Source organism: Agrobacterium sp. 22-221-1, assembly GCF_053522445.1.
The window spans coordinates 61237-76816 of the sequence record NZ_JBNWCL010000022.1; the positions used below are offsets into that span (position 1 = coordinate 61237).

Genomic DNA, 15580 nt, shown 5'->3' on the forward strand with positions numbered 1-15580 from the left:
GATTTTCCGAAAACCGCGTTACGGCCTTCGGTCCGGCGCTTAGCGGTTCCGCACCATGGTCATGAAGCGCACCTGTTCGGCCGGATCGTTCTTGAACACACCGGTAAAGCTGGTGGTCAGCGTCGTCGACCCCTGCTTGTTTACGCCGCGCATGGACATGCACATATGTTCGGCGTCGATCATGACGGCCACGCCGCGCGGTTTCAGGGTTTCCTCGATCGATCTGGCAATCTGCGCGGTCATGTTTTCCTGCGTCTGCAGGCGGCGGCCGAAGATTTCGACGACGCGGGCGATCTTCGACAGGCCGAGCACGCGGCCCGCCGGAAGATAGGCGACATGCGCCTTGCCGACGATCGGCACCATATGGTGCTCGCAATGGGAGAAGAAGGGGATGTCGCGCACCAGCACAACATCGTCATAACCGCCGACTTCCTCGAAGGTCGTGCCGAGCACGTCCTGAACGTTCAGCTCATAACCGGCAAAAAGCTCGCGATAGGCCTTGGCGACGCGCTTCGGCGTATCCAGAAGTCCTTCGCGGGCGGGATTTTCTCCTGCCCAGCGCAAAAGAACGCGCACTGCTTCTTCCGCTTCGGCCTGGCTTGGGCGAGCTTCTGCCACGTCGGGTTTTGCGCCAGCGCCGGGGAAATTCTTCACGATCGCATCCATTCCGTCTCTCCCGATGCGGGTAAAGGCCGCACCTGAATTCGTTTTTCATCGCGAACTCTTGTTCGCAGTTGCTGCTATCTGGTTGTTTTACAGCATTTTGGCAAGACCGATGCTGTTATTTCGGTATCGGAGCCGTTAATTTCATCACGGCTTGATGTCCAGAAAGCTCGTTAGCATATAATGAGAATGAAGGGCAGGAAAGCTTCACTGCGACAAACGCTGTGTTTGAAAAATTTGACCTGTCCTGTTTTTGGGCAATCTTGAGCGCGCCGGGCACCGACGATGGACGATATCTACAATAATCGCATTCTGGACTTTGCCGGGAATATTCCGCTCATCGGCGTTCTTGAGGATGCCGACGCCAGCGCCGAGAAACACTCCCGGCTGTGCGGCTCCAAGCTCAAGGTCTATCTGAAGGTCGAAGGCGGCATCGTGACGGCGTTTTCGCATGAGGTTCGCGCCTGCGCACTGGGGCAGGCCTCTGCCTCCATCATGGCACACCACATCATCGGGGCTTCCAGCGGCGAAATCCGGCAGGCGCGGGAAGACATGCTCGCCATGCTGAAACAGGACGGTGAGGGGCCGACGGGCCGTTTCGAGGATATGCGGGTGCTTCAGCCCGTCCGCGATTTCAAGGCCCGCCATGCCTCCACCATGCTGACCTTCGAAGCGGTGATCGATGCGCTCGACCAGATCGAAGGGCGGCCGGCTCTCAACGCCGCGGGTTAGGCGATGTGCGGCGAACCGGGCTGCCGGCATCAGCAGACGGCGGAAAAAGCGGGCCGATCCCGCAACTGGGCGGGCAGCTTTGCCAAAACGCCGGGGCGGCTTCTGGGCGTCGGTTTCATTCGGTTTTATCAGCTGACGCTATCCGGCTTCATCGGAAATTCCTGCCGCCATATCCCCACCTGTTCCGAATATGGTTATGAGGCGATTGCCCGCCATGGGCTCTGGGCCGGCGGCTGGATGACGCTGTTTCGCGTCGCGCGCTGCGGGCCGGGCGGCACCAGCGGGCTGGACCCGGTGCCGGAAGTGCTCGATGGCCGCAGGCGCTGGTGGATGCCGTGGCGTTACTGGAGCCTGCATCGATGAATGACTATGTGGCCCTGCTGCACAGCATCGTGCTCGGCGCGGGCAAGCGGCTCGTCATGTCCGATCTGCGGGCAATGGCGGAAGAGCTGGGATTTGCCGAATGCAGAACGCTGGTCGCGACTGGAAATCTGGTTTTTCGCGCCGGGGCGGTACCTGTTCGTGAGATTGAGGACAGGCTGGAGCGCGCTTTCGAAGACCGCTTCGGCAAACATGTCGATATTCTCGTTCGTTCGGGCGGCGACTGGCTGAAACTGGCGGCGGACAATCCCTTCGCCCAGGGCGATCCGCCGGATGTCTGCGTTCGGGTGATGCGGGCGCCGCTGGACAACGGCGTCCTTGAATTGCTGGAGAAATACCGCGGGAGGGAAAAGATCGCTCTTGCCGGCGGCGATCTATGGATCGATTTTTGCGGCAAGCCGAGCGAGAGCAGGCTGCTGTCCGTGCTGACCACCAAAAGGCTCGGTATCGGCACGACCCGCAACGCCAATACGGTCAATGGTCTCGCGCAAATGCTTCGCTGAGCGATCCTTCGCCTTTGACTGCAATGGCAAAAGCCTTTATCAGCCTGCCTGTCCGCTTGTCGCGGGCAAATCATTATTCCAACACCACCCGCATTCGTTGGCGGGACTGGACAGGAGATTAGACAATGTCTGAAGCTGTTTCCCTTACATTTCCCGATGGATCCGTGCGCAGCTACCCCGCCGGTACGACCGGCCGCGAGGTCGCCGAATCCATTTCCAAATCGCTTGCCAAGAAGGCCGTCGCCATTGCGCTTGACGGCACCGTGCGCGATTTGTCCGAGACCATCACCGATGGCAAAATCGAGATCGTCACGCGTGAAGACGGGCGTGCGCTTGAACTCATCCGCCACGATGCCGCTCACGTCATGGCTGAAGCCGTGCAGGAACTGTGGCCCGGCACGCAGGTGACGATCGGCCCTGTCATCGAGAACGGCTTCTATTACGACTTCGCCAAGAACGAACCCTTCACGCCGGAAGATCTGCCGAAGATCGAAAAGCGCATGAAGGAAATCATTCTGCGCAACAAGCCGTTTACCCGTGAGGTCTGGTCGCGCGAGAAGGCCAAGGAAGTGTTCGCCGCCAAGGGCGAGAACTACAAGGTCGAGCTGGTCGACGCCATTCCGGCAGGTCAGGACCTGAAGATCTATTATCAGGGCGACTGGTTCGATCTCTGCCGTGGTCCGCATATGGCTTCCACGGGGCAGATCGGCACGGCCTTCAAGCTGATGAAGGTGGCCGGCGCCTATTGGCGCGGTGACAGCAACAATGCGATGCTGTCGCGCATCTACGGCACCGCCTGGGCGACGCAGGAAGAGCTGGACAATTATCTGCATGTGCTGGCGGAAGCCGAAAAGCGCGACCACCGCCGTCTCGGCCGCGAAATGGACCTGTTCCATTTCCAGGAAGAAGGCCCGGGCGTCGTGTTCTGGCACGGCAAGGGCTGGCGCATGTTCCAGACGCTGACGGCCTATATGCGCCGCCGGCTCGCCAATACCTATCAGGAAGTCAACGCGCCGCAGGTGCTGGACAAGTCGCTGTGGGAAACCTCCGGTCACTGGGGCTGGTATCAGGAAAACATGTTCGCGGTGAAATCCGCCCATGCCTTCACCCATCCCGATGACGAGGAAGCCGATCAGCGCGTCTTCGCCCTGAAGCCGATGAACTGCCCGGGTCACGTTCAGATCTTCAAGCATGGCTTGAAGTCTTACCGCGAAATGCCCGTCCGCCTTGCGGAATTCGGCACCGTGCATCGTTACGAGGCTTCCGGCGCCCTGCACGGCCTGATGCGCGTTCGCGGCTTCACGCAGGACGATGCGCATGTCTTCTGCACGGAAGAGCAGATGGCGGCGGAGTGCCTGCGCATCAACGATCTCATCCTCTCCGTCTACGAGGATTTCGGTTTCAGCGAAGTCGTCGTCAAGCTCTCCACGCGCCCGGAAAAGCGCGTCGGTTCCGACGATCTCTGGGATCGCGCCGAAAGCGTGATGATGGATGTTCTGAGGACCATCGAGGAACAGTCCGAAGGCCGCATCAAGACCGGCATTCTGCCGGGCGAGGGCGCTTTCTACGGGCCGAAGTTCGAATATACGCTGAAGGACGCCATCGGCCGTGAATGGCAATGCGGCACGACGCAGGTGGACTTCAACCTGCCGGAACGCTTCGGCGCCTTCTATATCGACCAGAACTCCGAAAAGACGCAGCCGGTGATGATTCACCGCGCCATCTGCGGCTCGATGGAGCGTTTCCTGGGCATTCTCATCGAGAACTTCGCCGGCCATATGCCGCTGTGGTTCGCGCCGCTTCAGGTCGTGGTCGCGACGATCACCTCGGATGCGGATGACTACGGCCGTGAGGTTGCCGAAGCGCTGCGCGAGGCCGGCATGGCGGTCGAGACCGATTTCCGCAACGAGAAGATCAACTACAAGATCCGCGAGCATTCGGTGACCAAGGTTCCGGTCATCATCGTCTGCGGCCGCAAGGAAGCGGAAGAGCGCACGGTCAACATCCGCCGTCTCGGTTCGCAGAACCAGACGCCGATGTCGCTGGAAGATGCGATTACGAGCCTTGTGGACGAGGCAACGCCGCCGGATGTGAAGCGCAAGCTTGCGGCGAAGAAGCAGGTTGCCTGATAACAGTTACGGCCCCTTCGGGGGCCGTTTTGTTTTTGGGGATGTGCGGGTAATTTCACTGCTAAAGGCGACGCATTCGCCTCCGTCACCCCGGACTAGATCCGGGGTCCAGCGCGATCAAGTCCTTGATCGCGAAAGACTCTCTTCACGGCGCAGACGCGCCGTGGCTGGATGCCGGATCAAGTCCGGCATGACGGATGAGATGTAGGTGACGCCTACTCGAAATCCCCGGTCATATCTTCCGGCGCCTGATCCTTCATCAGCACTTCCACGTCCGAATCCCGGCCGGAGGTTACTTTGAAGTTGCGCTGGTAGACCTTGTCCTTGTTGCGGGCGATGGCGGTATATTCGCCTTCCGCCAGCACCATGGTCGAAAAGGCGCTGACGCTTTCGTTCACCACGTCGCCGCCGCCGTTCAGCACGGACCAGGCCGTATCGGCAATGGCCTCGCCGCCCTCTTCGGAAACGAGCTTGAGGGTGATCTGCGCCGCCTGATGCTGGAGCGTCGCTTCCGTCAGCTTGCCGGCTTCCACCTGGATGTCGGCGCGCACCACCGCGTTGACGTTGCCATATTCGGAAACCACATGATAGGTGCCGGCATTCAGCCGCACGATGGTGTTGGGCTTGATATCGGCCATGACGAGGCCGCGCTCGCCATCGGGGCGGGCGTCTGACGAATAGACGGAAAATTTGAGCTGGTTGCCGGAAATCTGCTTGTCGGAACCCGCAACCGCATTCAGCACGAAGCCGCCGGCATCGAGAATCAGCACCTGTTTCTGCACATTGCCGGAGGTCGGGACATTGAGTTTCTTGGTGACGCCCGCACGGCCGAAAGCGACGTTGACGAAATATTCGCCCGGCACCAGATGGAATTCCGCCGAGCCGCCTTCCGAGCTTGCCAGCATCGGCAACTTGCCGTCCGCGCCGGGAATGGGGCTGAAGACGCGCCAGGACAGGCCTTCCTTCACCGCTTCGCCTTCGCTGGTCAGCTTGGCTTCCATGCTGATATCGCGGGCGGTGCTTTCCGGGGCGTTGGGTGCGGAAGGGGCGGTGAAAGCGTTCAGCTTCGGCATTTTCGGCGTGCCGCCGAGCTGCTTGAAGTCTTTGAAGGCGTCCTGCGAAAAAGCGGCTTGCGATAAAAGGCCAAGCACGGCACATGCAATGGTCAGACGTGCCGCGATTTTGATTGCCGACATTTTCGATACCGATTGACTTCTTGATTTTCCCGGATCACTTCAAAACCAATGCCGTGGCTATTTCAAGGCCCATGTTTTTGCGATGACAGCAGAATGGAAGATTTTTGATCATGACAAATGATATCAAGCTCCTTGATTATCTCAAGGTTCGCCGTTCCACGCCAGCCCTGCAACTTGCCGAGCCGGGGCCTTCGAAGGCGGAAATCGAGGACATCCTGCGCCTTGCCGTGCGCGTGCCTGACCATGGCAAGCTCGCCCCCTGGCGTTTCGTCGTCTATCGCGGCGAGGAGCGCGTGCGTCTCGGTGAGACGGCGCTGAGGATCGCGCTTGAAAAGAACCCGGAACTGGACCTGCAGCAGCAGGAAGCGGAACGCACGCGTTTCACCCGCGCGCCCGTCGTTATCGCCGTCATCAGCACCGCAAAGCCGCATTTCAAGATTCCGGAATGGGAACAGGTGATGTCCGCCGGTGCTGTGTGCCTCAACCTCATCTTCGCCGCCAATGCCAGCGGTTTTGCAGCGAACTGGCTGACCGAATGGTTTGCTTTCGATTCCGCATTTCTCGCGGAAATCGAGGTCGGCGCGGAAGAGAAGGTGGCCGGGTTCATTCATATCGGCTCGACGACATTCCCGCCGGTGGAGCGGCCGCGGCCGGAGCTTGCCGATGTCGTCACCTGGGTCGGGGACGTTTGATGTTCTACACCACGGACACCAACCAGCATGGCCTGCCGCATGATCCGTTCAAGGCCATCGTCGCACCGCGTCCGATCGGCTGGATCGGCTCGAAGGGCAGGGACGGTTCCCTCAACCTCTCGCCCTATTCCTTCTTCAACGCGATTTCGGACCGGCCAAAGCTTGTGATGTTCTCCTCCAGCGGCAGGAAGGACAGCCTGCGCAATGTCGAGGAAACCGGCGTCTTCACCGCCAATCTCGTCAGCCGCCATCTGGTGGACCGGATGAATGCGTCTTCGGCACCCGTTGGCTATGACGTCGACGAGTTCGCCCTTGCCGGTCTCACCGCCGTTGACGGGCGGGTGGTGGATGCGCCTTTCGTGGGCGAGGCGCTGGCGGTTCTGGAATGCCGCGTGACCCAGATACAGCAGCTTAAGGACGTTGACGGCCAGCCGGCGGATTCGTGGATGGTGATCGGACAGGTCATGGCGATCCATATCGATGAAACGATCATTCGCGACGGGCGCATCGATATGGGGCTGTCGCGACCCGTGGCGCGCATGGGCTATATGGATTACTGCGATGGCGGCAGCGATGTATTCCAGCTGCAGCGCCCCTCTACTGCGCCATAAATATAGTCCTTCTTCGGCTACGGTTAATTTTTATGGTGAACCAAACGTAAACCATTTGCGCCTAGAGTTTTATACATGGTGGCGGCGATGATGCCGCCATCCATTGTTGCGAATGTTTTCGAGGCTCAGGTGATCGTACAGGCATTTCTTCGCTGGTCTGAAAAGGCTGGCTCGACCGAGCGGGCGAAGGCCGCCAATGCTCTCGGCCGTGCCTATCTTCAGTCCGACATGGCGCGCGAGAACCGCGATGCCGCCTATATGGCGATGACCTATCTGCTCGACGATCCTTCGCCGCGTGTGCGACTGGCGCTTGCCGAAGCGCTGGCGGATGCCCATGACGCACCGCGCGCCATTCTCGTTTCACTCGCCGAAGACCAGCCGGAAATTGCCTGTACCGTCATTGCCCGCTCGCCGGTTCTCGGCGAGGCCGATCTGGTCGATCTCGCCGGGCGCGGCGAAAGCCTGACGCGCGCGCTCATCGCCGCAAGGCCGGGCCTGCCGCGCGGTGTCTGCGCGGCGCTTGCCGAAGTGGGCGACCTGCCGGAAACCATCATCCTGCTCGAAAACGACGATGCTTTCATCACGCCGTTCTCACTGCGGCGCATTGCCGAGCGCCATGGCTGCGATGCCGATATACGCGACCTCCTGCTTTGCCGCGACGAACTGCCCGCCGACGCGCGCCACCTGTTGATGGGCCGCATCAGCGAGGCTCTGGCGGGTTCCGCGCTGGTTCACGCGATGATCGCGCAAAACCGCGCCGACAATCTTTTCCGCGAGGCGGAGGATTCCGCCACCATCCTCATCGCCGCCGGCGTTTCCGCGCCGGAACTGCCGGCGCTGGTGGAGCATCTGCGCCAGCGGCTGGAACTGACGCCGGCGCTGCTCATCCATGCCATCTGTTCGGGCCGGCTGGAATTCTTCACGGCGGCCATGGTCAATCTCTCCGGTCTCGATGACCGCAAGGTGCGCGCCATTCTGGCGACGGGCCGGCCGCATGCCTTGAAGGCGCTGTTCCAGTCGGTCGGTCTTTTCGGCGATGTTGTCGACGTCTTCATCGAGGCGACGCTGATGTGGCGCCGTGCCGCCCGTTCGCAGCTCTCTGATGTGGCGGCCTCCGTCTCGGCGGAACTGCTGGCCCATTTCCGTGACGTCAACGGTTCCGAAACGCTGTTCGAACTGCTGCATGCCGTGCGCAAGCTCGCCATCGCCGAAGAGCGGCAGAAGGCGCGGTATTATGCCGAAGCGCTGACAGTCGAGGCGGCGTAACGTCCGGGTTTCCGCGGGTGCATCCTCTCACCCTCATTCCTGTGCTTGTCACAGGGATCCAGCCAGCCCAAGTCCTTGGGCTGAAAAGACTCCTTCCGCCGCGCGGACGCGCGTCGACTGGATTCCTGTGACAAGCACAGGAATGAGGGAAGATCGGTTCCCAGCAATCACTTATCGAACCGTTTGGCGATCCACGAATAGCTGTTTTCAACCATCCTCACCGGCGTTCCCAAAAGATGCTTTATGCCTTCGGTGGAAGGCAGGATACGGCTGACGCGGCTGATTGCCTGTTTGGTGAGGCTTTCCTCTTCCTTCGGCGTAACCGCTGCCGTTGCCTGCGGTGCAGCGGCCGGTGCCGAGGCGGGAGGTTGCGTGCCGGCAGTCTGCGGGGCCTGTTCGCCCGGTGTCTGGCACACGGCCACCACCACGGGGTAAGGCGCGTTGGCGTAACGCTCCAGCTCCTTTTCCGACACGGCGTCGCACAGTTCGATGCTCGTCCAGCGCTGCTGTGAGGTCGCGAGGTAATGGCAATCGGTGGCGCTGTCGTCGCAGCCAAGGAAGGTCATGAGAACGAGGGCTGTTTTCATGGTGTGTGTTGCCTCTGTCGGGAATTATGCTCTAGAAACTCATCTATCCCGATTGCAGTGACATTACGACGAAATACGCATTTTTATAGAGAAGGCAGGCATCGCATTGGCCACCGAAATCAAGCTTGAAACACCCCGGCAGGATGCGGTTCTGCGCCTCATCGACCTTTCCAACGCCTATATGGCCTCGCTTTACCCCGCCGAGAGCAATCATCTGGTCGATATCGGCGCGCTCGAGCAGGACAATGTCTCGTTTTTTGTGGCCCGGCATGACGGCCGCGTCGTCGGCTGCGGCGCGCTGGTGGAGGCGGGAGACGGCACGGCGGAGGTCAAGCGCATGTTCGTCGATCCTGAGGCGCGGGGATTGCGGATCGGCAAGCTGATCATGGATACGCTTGTCGCGCGCGGCGCCGAGCTTGGCCTTTCCGCCATCCGTCTCGAAACCGGCATCAGCCAGCCGGAGGCGATCGGTCTTTATCGCAAGGCGGGGTTTGTGGAGATCGAGGCCTTTGCGCCTTATAAGCCGGATCCGCTCAGCCTGTTCATGGAGAAGGTGCTTTAGGCCTACGGCGCGAGTTTACCGTATCCTGCACGTCATCCTCGGCCCTGTGCCGAGGATCCAATCACGTATCGTAGATCAATCGGTGGCAGATGCTCGGGACAGGCCCGAGCATGACGGATGCGCGGTTTAAGGACTATCTATCGGCACCAGCGTCAAGGCGTCTGCCTGCAGGCTTCACCAATCAAAACGCCGCTTTCCGAAAAGCGGTCGTTTCCTCGCTATTGTCTTCGAGCGCGGCAACCTCATCAACGGCGTTTTCCTGCGTGGGCGGTGGGGGCGGAGCCTCGGCGCTGGCGGCGGCGGAGATTTCCACCTCACGCACCCATTCGCGCCAGATTGCGACCAGGAGCGCCATCAGTACCGGGCCGATGAAGAGGCCGAGGAAGCCCATGGTCTTCACGCCGCCGACGAGGCCGAAAAAGGTCGGTAGAAAGGGCAGCTTGATCGGCCCGCCGACGAGTTTCGGACGGATGGTCTTGTCGACGATGAAGAGTTCCACCGAACCCCAGACGAACAGCGCCAGCCCGTGGGCGGGCGAGCCGCTGGCGACCAGATAGATCGACACCAGGGTAAACGAGAGCGGCGCACCGCCCGGAATGAGCGCCATGACGCCGGTGAGCACGCCGAGCGTGACGGGCGAGGGCACGCCGGCGATCCAGTAGGCGATGCCGAGGATGATGCCTTCGCCGATGGCGATCAGCGTCATGCCGGTCACGGTGGAGCTGATGGTGGCGGGCACGACGCGGGAAATGCGTTCCCACCGTGTCGGCAGGATGCGTTCGCCGACCAGATCGACCTGCCGGGTGAAGCCCGCGCCGTTACGGTAGACGAAGAACAGCGCGATCAGCATGAACAGCAGGGTCAGCACCAGGTGGAACGCGCCGTTGCCGGCGGCGAGGATCGCCCGGTAGATATTGCCGATATTGGCGCCGCTGACGAGCTGGATGAGTTCGCCGATGGCGCCCGGCGTGCCGATATATTTCACCCATTGTTCGCCGAGCCAGGGGCCGACGGCGGGAAGGGCGGCGATCCAGTCCGGCACGGGCGCGCCCGTCTTGTTGACATGCACCGCCCAGCCGAACCATTCGCGGATTTCGCTTGCCGTATAGGAAGCGGCGATGAAAATCGGCACCACGAGGAAGGCGAGGATGAGGATGATGGCGATGGTGGCGCCGAGCGTGGTGTTGCCGCCCACCTGCCGCAAGAGCCGTGTATAGACCGGCCAACTGGCGAAACCGATGACGAGAGCGGCGAGAACGGGGACGAGAAAGCCGTGGAAGAAATAAATGCCGGCAAGGGCGACGAGAACGAGAAGCCAGCGCGCAGCCGAGATGGGCGGGATCAGGGCGATCCGCGTCGGGCTGGCGGGACCAAGCCATCTCGGTTCGCCACTGGGCTTACGGCTGTCAATGTTACTCACGGCAGGCTCTTTCTCGCATTCTCCCCGAAGGGTGCATTCACTCTGTCACACCGATACATATAAGTGCAATATAATCGGATCACATTACCGTTGTGTGTTTATTGCTGAACCTATTGAACGATTTTGGTAAAAATAGAACATCGGTCTTGGCGCGCGCATCGAAATATGAGAATTGAACTCCGTTTTTCTTGCGGCGTAAGGTTGCCGCGCCCGATCTCCAGGTCATGCCATGCTCCGCCGTTTCTTCGCCTATTATCGCCCCTATCGCGGTCTGTTCATTCTCGATTTTTCCTGCGCGGTGTTGTCGGGCGTGCTCGAACTCGGTTTTCCGATGGCGGTAAAGGCCTTTGTGGATGTGCTGCTGCCGGGCGGTGAATGGGCCATCATCCTTGCCGCTTCGGTCGGGCTGCTGCTTATCTATGTGCTGAATACCGGGCTGATGGCGACAGTCACCTATTGGGGACACATGCTCGGCATCAATATCGAGACCGACATGCGGCGGCTGGCCTTCGACCATCTGCAGAAGCTCTCCTTCCGTTATTTCGACAACCAGAAGACCGGCCATCTGGTCGGGCGGCTGACCAAGGATCTGGAAGAGATCGGCGAGGTGGCCCACCACGGTCCCGAGGATCTGTTCATCGCCATCATGACCTTCATCGGCGCGTTCCTCTTGATGCTTTCGGTTAATGTGCCGCTCGCGCTCATCACCGCCGCCGTCGTGCCCGTTACCGCCTGGGTGACCAGCCGTTACGGCGGCCGCATGACGCAGAATTTTCGCGCACTTTACGGCCGGGTCGGGGATTTCAATGCCCGTATCGAGGAAAATGTCGGCGGCATGCGGGTCGTGCAGGCCTTCGCCAATGAGGACCACGAGCGGGCGCTGTTCGAGAAGGACAACCAGAAATACCGCCGCACCAAGCTCGACGCCTACAAGATCATGGCGGCCAGCACCTCGCTCAGCTATATGAGCATGCGTCTGACGCAGATGATCGTGATGATCTGCGGCGCCTGGTTCGTGCTGACGGGCAGCCTGACGGAAGGCGGCTTCGTCGGCTTCCTGCTGCTGGTGGGCGTGTTTTTCCGGCCGGTGGAAAAGATCAATTCGGTCATCGAGACCTATCCGAAGGGCATTGCCGGTTTCCGCCGTTTCACCGAACTGCTGGATACCGCGCCCGATATCGTCGATGCGCCGGATGCGGTGGAAGCGCCGCTGCTGCGCGGCAATATTGAATATCGCCATGTCGGTTTCGGTTATGCCGAGGGCAAGAAGGTTCTTACCAATATCGACCTGAAGATCAGCGCCGGCGAGACGGTGGCCTTTGTCGGCCCTTCGGGGGCGGGCAAGACGACGCTCTGCTCGCTTTTGCCGCGTTTTTACGATGTCACCAGCGGCGCGATCACCATTGACGGCATCGATATCCGCAGGATGAAGCTTGCTTCGCTGCGCAACCAGATCGGCATCGTGCAGCAGGATGTCTTCCTGTTCGGTGGCACGATCCGTGAGAATATCGAATATGGCCGGCTTGGCGCCTCGGATGCGGACATCATGGATGCGGCGCGGCGCGCCCGTCTCGATGGCGTCATCGAAGCCATGCCGCTCGGGCTCGATACCGTCATTGGCGAGCGCGGCGTTAAGCTTTCCGGCGGCCAAAAACAGCGTCTCGCCATTGCCCGCATGTTCCTCAAGAACCCGCCGATCCTCATTCTCGATGAGGCGACCTCGGCGCTCGACACGGAAACTGAACGCGCCATCCAGCAATCGCTGACGGAGCTTGCCAAAGGCCGCACCACGCTCGTCATCGCCCACCGGCTGGCGACGATCCGCGACGCCTCGCGCATCGTGGTGGTGGACCAGACCGGCATTGCCGAAACCGGCGCCCATGCCGAGCTGCTGGCCGCCAAGGGCCATTACAGCCGCCTGCACGAGGCGCAGTTCAGCGGGCACCTTGCGGGCCTGAGCTGATAAGCGGCGCTTTCTGCGCCATCGCTCATCCGCCGTTCTCGGCTGCCTGTTCCTCCACGATGCCGGGGTTGGGCTCCGGCTTGCCGGGATGGCTGGTGACGAGATAACCCATGGCGACCGCGGCGGCGACGATGAACAGCAGTACGATGCCGCTGATCGTCATCAGCCAGTCGCGCGGTTTTCTGTGCGCCATAATATATTTCGGCCATCGGCTCGGATGGTTCACCAGGCTGAATTTGTGGCCCTGTCGCATGAACTTTCCCGCAATAGAGTGCTTCCTGAAAGATCAACGCAGGCGGGTGCGCGGCCGTTCCGAAATCGACGGGGCAGGGCGATGACAAGGCCGTGAGGCCTCCGGTATGACAGCCTCTCCGCATTTGCTGCCGCCCTTTTTCCCCGACCCCCATCATCCCTGCTTTGGACGGAAACCAGCCGCCGCACGGTGGGAAGGAGAGGAGGGCCAGCCATAAGCGCGTGATGGTGTATCGGTTTACGCCCGAACCGGGCACGCGCCTGCGGCATCGTGCGCCGATATCCGGCCGCAAAACTCCCCTTGTCAGTCGCCGCCGCTTATGCGAATGATTTGCAATTGCACCAATTCAATCTCCCATTTGAAAGCGCAGAAAATGGACAAGCCAGTCTTTGGATGGCGACGGAACGGCGACGATCTCTCGTTGTCCGACGTTCACAGCTCGATCCGGGTCAAACCGAATGCCGGCACGTTTCGCCGGGCGATGGCCTTTTTCGGCCCCGGCTATCTCGTTGCGGTCGGTTACATGGATCCCGGAAACTGGGCGACGTCGCTCGCCGGCGGCTCCAGATTCGGCTACACGCTGCTCACCGTCGCGCTGGTGTCGAACATCATGGCGATCGTGCTGCAATCGCTCTGCGCCCGTCTTGCGATCGCCTCCGGCCGCGATCTCGCCCAGGCCTGTCGCGATGCCTATCCGAAGCCGGTGGCGATGGTGCTGTGGCTGCTGGCCGAAATCGCCATCATCGCCACCGATATCGCCGAGGTGATCGGCACGGCCATCGGCCTCAACCTCATTTTCGGCATTCCGCTCGAACTCGGCGTTCTCATCACCGCGCTCGATGTATTCCTGATCCTTTATCTGCAAAAGCTCGGCTTCCGCTGGGTGGAGGCGCTGGTCATCACCCTGCTTGGCGTCATCGCCGTGTGTTTCGCCATTCAGGTGGCGCTCGCCGACCCCGACTGGGGGCAGGTGATCCTCGGTTTCGCGCCGACGACGGAGATCGTCACCAATCCGGACATGCTGTATCTGGCGCTCGGCATTCTCGGCGCCACCGTCATGCCGCATAATCTCTATCTGCATTCGGGCATCGTGCAGACCCGCGAAATCGGCGAGACGCTTGCCGAAAAACGCGAGGCGCTGAAATTCGCCACGCTCGATTCCACCATCGCGCTGATGTTCGCGCTGCTCATCAACGCCTCGATCCTCATTCTGGCGGCGGCGACCTTCAACAAGGCGGGGCAGACGACCGTTGCCGAACTCGGCGAAGCCCATAATCTGCTGGCACCGCTGCTCGGCCTTGCCATTGCGCCGACACTATTCGGCGTGGCGCTTTTGTGCTGCGGCATCAATTCCACCGTCACGGCGACGCTTGCCGGCCAGATCGTGATGGAAGGTTTCCTCAAGATGCGGCTCGCCCCCTGGCTACGCCGCCTCATCACCCGCGCCATCGCCATCGTCCCCGCCGCCGGCGTCACCATCTTCTATGGCGATAGCGGCACGGCGGAACTGCTGATCCTGACGCAGGTGGTGCTGAGCCTGCAACTCTCCTTCGCCGTCTTCCCGCTCGTGATGTTCACCGCCGATAAGGCCAAGATGGGCGAGCTGCGCTCACCGCTCTGGCTCTCGGCCTTTGCCTGGCTGATTGCGGTGGTGATCGCGGGGCTGAATGTGAAGTTGCTGGTGGATTTTATGGGGTAAGGTGGGTCAGGCCGCGCCTTTACGAAGCGCGGCTGCCGTTCCCTCCGGATCGACGGCAATCGATGCGTGGCATTCAGCTTGCTCGTCAATTAAGACATAGTAGAAATTGCTAGGCGATGCATCTATCGATCTTAAAGCCCTACTACTCGGTTCCAGTCATTGATGTACATGTATAGTCTTTGAAACTCACTCGGAAGCAGCATTCTATTATGCGCAATAAAATTTCTGACCTTCTCCATTTCATCCATGCGTTGTTTAAGCCAGTGTTGAGAAGGTAATATTGGAAAATAATCCCATTTGTTTATAATAATTTGGGCTAAGTGGCCGAAGTCTACAAAGCCAAGCAAATCTGTGTTTTCACCTTCAAGCCAAGAGTCTTGTATGGCGGCGTTTCGACGGGATTCGGCATGTCCTCTAATTTTGGGCGGAAGCTGCTCAATCCACTCTATTCCGTCTTTTTCCAAGAGAGTGTCTCGAATGAAATCACGGACGGAATTTTCGAAGCAAAATAGAACGGCATAAAGCCTCGCCATTTCAAGTGCTCTATTGCGAAGGGACACGCTGAAGGGTGACAAAGCTTCGGCAAGTAATTTTTCTTCAGCATCACGTTGGTCCGCCCCAACTTGAATTCCTGCCGACTGGAAATTGGCTGCCTCAGCTTCGAACATAAGGCCGCGAAAAAGGAAGTCCCTAAGCTCCTTAGTGGTCATATAGATGCTCTCTAAGTGACTTGAAAATCGCGTTGTATACCTCCACGTCTTTTGTTGCCGGTAAGTGAATTTGAATATTGTAGTGAAGGCCGGGTGGGGGTCTATGGGGGACGTGTGACCTTGCCCCGTTGAAATAATCCATTTTGAAGTAAGCTCTGGCCCATTGAGAGGACCAGGGAATGAAGCGCAATCGTTTTACAGACGAACAGATCA

16 protein-coding genes are annotated in these 15580 nt (G+C 60.1%); 10 read left to right on the forward strand and 6 right to left on the reverse strand.

The annotated features are described in order from the left end of the window. Positions 1-39: 39 nt before the first annotated feature. Positions 40-666, reverse strand: coding sequence for a GTP cyclohydrolase I FolE (gene folE / locus ACQZ5N_RS23565; protein ID WP_003523394.1), 627 nt, complete (start codon positions 664-666; stop codon positions 40-42). Between the two features lie 282 nt (positions 667-948). On the opposite strand from folE, the gene ACQZ5N_RS23570 reads away from it, so the two are divergent. From ACQZ5N_RS23570 to thrS, 4 genes are all read left to right on the forward strand, one after another. Further along, complete coding sequence (locus ACQZ5N_RS23570; protein ID WP_448734279.1) at positions 949-1395, forward strand: iron-sulfur cluster assembly scaffold protein; 447 nt, start codon at positions 949-951, stop codon at positions 1393-1395. A gap of 3 nt (positions 1396-1398) precedes the next feature. Continuing rightward, complete coding sequence (gene yidD, locus ACQZ5N_RS23575) at positions 1399-1758, forward strand: membrane protein insertion efficiency factor YidD (RefSeq protein WP_448734280.1); 360 nt, start codon at positions 1399-1401, stop codon at positions 1756-1758. Next, positions 1755-2279, forward strand: coding sequence for a DUF1697 domain-containing protein (locus tag ACQZ5N_RS23580; RefSeq protein ID WP_448734281.1), 525 nt, complete (start codon positions 1755-1757; stop codon positions 2277-2279). The genes yidD and ACQZ5N_RS23580 overlap by 4 nt, the downstream gene beginning before the upstream one ends. Positions 2280-2404: 125 nt before the next feature. Continuing rightward, positions 2405-4408, forward strand: coding sequence for a threonine--tRNA ligase (thrS, locus tag ACQZ5N_RS23585; RefSeq protein ID WP_448734282.1), 2004 nt, complete (start codon positions 2405-2407; stop codon positions 4406-4408). 215 nt (positions 4409-4623) lie between these two features. On the opposite strand, the gene ACQZ5N_RS23590 is transcribed toward thrS, so the two are convergent. Next, the gene (locus ACQZ5N_RS23590) at positions 4624-5604 is read right to left on the reverse strand and encodes a hypothetical protein (RefSeq protein WP_059760238.1); all 981 of its coding nucleotides are present in this window, start codon (positions 5602-5604) and stop codon (positions 4624-4626) included. Positions 5605-5714: 110 nt separating this feature from the next. Here ACQZ5N_RS23590 and ACQZ5N_RS23595 point away from each other — a divergent pair, with 110 nt between their 5' ends. From ACQZ5N_RS23595 to ACQZ5N_RS23605, 3 genes are all read left to right on the forward strand, one after another. Continuing rightward, positions 5715-6296, forward strand: coding sequence for a nitroreductase family protein (locus ACQZ5N_RS23595; RefSeq protein ID WP_020808944.1), 582 nt, complete (start codon positions 5715-5717; stop codon positions 6294-6296). Beyond that, positions 6296-6907: a flavin reductase family protein gene (locus tag ACQZ5N_RS23600; RefSeq protein ID WP_080816851.1), complete on the forward strand. Its 612-nt coding sequence runs from the start codon at positions 6296-6298 to the stop codon at positions 6905-6907. The genes ACQZ5N_RS23595 and ACQZ5N_RS23600 overlap by 1 nt, the downstream gene beginning before the upstream one ends. Before the next feature lie 75 nt (positions 6908-6982). Then, complete coding sequence (locus ACQZ5N_RS23605) at positions 6983-8173, forward strand: DUF2336 domain-containing protein (RefSeq protein WP_448734283.1); 1191 nt, start codon at positions 6983-6985, stop codon at positions 8171-8173. Positions 8174-8340: 167 nt separating this feature from the next. Here ACQZ5N_RS23605 and ACQZ5N_RS23610 read toward each other — a convergent pair whose 3' ends face one another. Further along, positions 8341-8760, reverse strand: a complete 420-nt coding sequence (locus tag ACQZ5N_RS23610; protein ID WP_443408271.1) for a hypothetical protein — start codon at positions 8758-8760, stop codon at positions 8341-8343. A gap of 106 nt (positions 8761-8866) precedes the next feature. Here ACQZ5N_RS23610 and ACQZ5N_RS23615 point away from each other — a divergent pair, with 106 nt between their 5' ends. Further along, positions 8867-9322 (forward strand): GNAT family N-acetyltransferase, encoded by a 456-nt coding sequence (locus ACQZ5N_RS23615; RefSeq protein ID WP_020808948.1) that lies wholly within the window; start codon positions 8867-8869, stop codon positions 9320-9322. A 181-nt stretch (positions 9323-9503) separates the two neighbouring features. Here the strand turns inward: ACQZ5N_RS23615 and ACQZ5N_RS23620 are convergent, their stop codons facing one another. Further along, complete coding sequence (locus ACQZ5N_RS23620) at positions 9504-10742, reverse strand: AI-2E family transporter (protein ID WP_448734284.1); 1239 nt, start codon at positions 10740-10742, stop codon at positions 9504-9506. A 229-nt stretch (positions 10743-10971) separates the two neighbouring features. Between ACQZ5N_RS23620 and ACQZ5N_RS23625 the strand changes: the two genes are divergently transcribed. Beyond that, a complete protein-coding gene (locus tag ACQZ5N_RS23625) occupies positions 10972-12705 on the forward strand; it encodes an ABC transporter ATP-binding protein (protein WP_448734285.1) in 1734 nt (577 codons plus the stop codon). 25 nt (positions 12706-12730) lie between these two features. Here ACQZ5N_RS23625 and ACQZ5N_RS23630 read toward each other — a convergent pair whose 3' ends face one another. Continuing rightward, a complete protein-coding gene (locus ACQZ5N_RS23630) occupies positions 12731-12958 on the reverse strand; it encodes a hypothetical protein (protein WP_003523379.1) in 228 nt (75 codons plus the stop codon). A 373-nt stretch (positions 12959-13331) separates the two neighbouring features. Between ACQZ5N_RS23630 and ACQZ5N_RS23635 the strand changes: the two genes are divergently transcribed. Next, a complete protein-coding gene (locus ACQZ5N_RS23635; RefSeq protein WP_185740892.1) occupies positions 13332-14657 on the forward strand; it encodes an Nramp family divalent metal transporter in 1326 nt (441 codons plus the stop codon). A 131-nt stretch (positions 14658-14788) separates the two neighbouring features. Here ACQZ5N_RS23635 and ACQZ5N_RS23640 read toward each other — a convergent pair whose 3' ends face one another. Then, positions 14789-15367 carry a Swt1 family HEPN domain-containing protein gene (locus ACQZ5N_RS23640; RefSeq protein WP_448734286.1) on the reverse strand — a complete coding sequence of 193 codons (579 nt, stop codon included), beginning with the start codon at positions 15365-15367 and terminating at the stop codon, positions 14789-14791. Positions 15368-15580 lie beyond the last annotated feature (213 nt).

Coding starts and splice junctions, on each gene's coding strand:
- ACQZ5N_RS23590 (WP_059760238.1), bottom strand. CDS start 5,604: ATGTCGGCAATCAAAATCGCGGCACGTCTGACCATTGCATGTGCCGTG.
- yidD (WP_448734280.1), top strand. CDS start 1,399: ATGTGCGGCGAACCGGGCTGCCGGCATCAGCAGACGGCGGAAAAAGCG.
- ACQZ5N_RS23630 (WP_003523379.1), bottom strand. CDS start 12,958: ATGCGACAGGGCCACAAATTCAGCCTGGTGAACCATCCGAGCCGATGG.
- thrS (WP_448734282.1), top strand. CDS start 2,405: ATGTCTGAAGCTGTTTCCCTTACATTTCCCGATGGATCCGTGCGCAGC.
- ACQZ5N_RS23610 (WP_443408271.1), bottom strand. CDS start 8,760: ATGAAAACAGCCCTCGTTCTCATGACCTTCCTTGGCTGCGACGACAGC.
- ACQZ5N_RS23600 (WP_080816851.1), top strand. CDS start 6,296: ATGTTCTACACCACGGACACCAACCAGCATGGCCTGCCGCATGATCCG.
- ACQZ5N_RS23635 (WP_185740892.1), top strand. CDS start 13,332: ATGGACAAGCCAGTCTTTGGATGGCGACGGAACGGCGACGATCTCTCG.
- ACQZ5N_RS23605 (WP_448734283.1), top strand. CDS start 6,983: ATGGTGGCGGCGATGATGCCGCCATCCATTGTTGCGAATGTTTTCGAG.
- folE (WP_003523394.1), bottom strand. CDS start 666: ATGGATGCGATCGTGAAGAATTTCCCCGGCGCTGGCGCAAAACCCGAC.
- ACQZ5N_RS23595 (WP_020808944.1), top strand. CDS start 5,715: ATGACAAATGATATCAAGCTCCTTGATTATCTCAAGGTTCGCCGTTCC.
- ACQZ5N_RS23640 (WP_448734286.1), bottom strand. CDS start 15,367: ATGACCACTAAGGAGCTTAGGGACTTCCTTTTTCGCGGCCTTATGTTC.
- ACQZ5N_RS23580 (WP_448734281.1), top strand. CDS start 1,755: ATGAATGACTATGTGGCCCTGCTGCACAGCATCGTGCTCGGCGCGGGC.
- ACQZ5N_RS23570 (WP_448734279.1), top strand. CDS start 949: ATGGACGATATCTACAATAATCGCATTCTGGACTTTGCCGGGAATATT.
- ACQZ5N_RS23625 (WP_448734285.1), top strand. CDS start 10,972: ATGCTCCGCCGTTTCTTCGCCTATTATCGCCCCTATCGCGGTCTGTTC.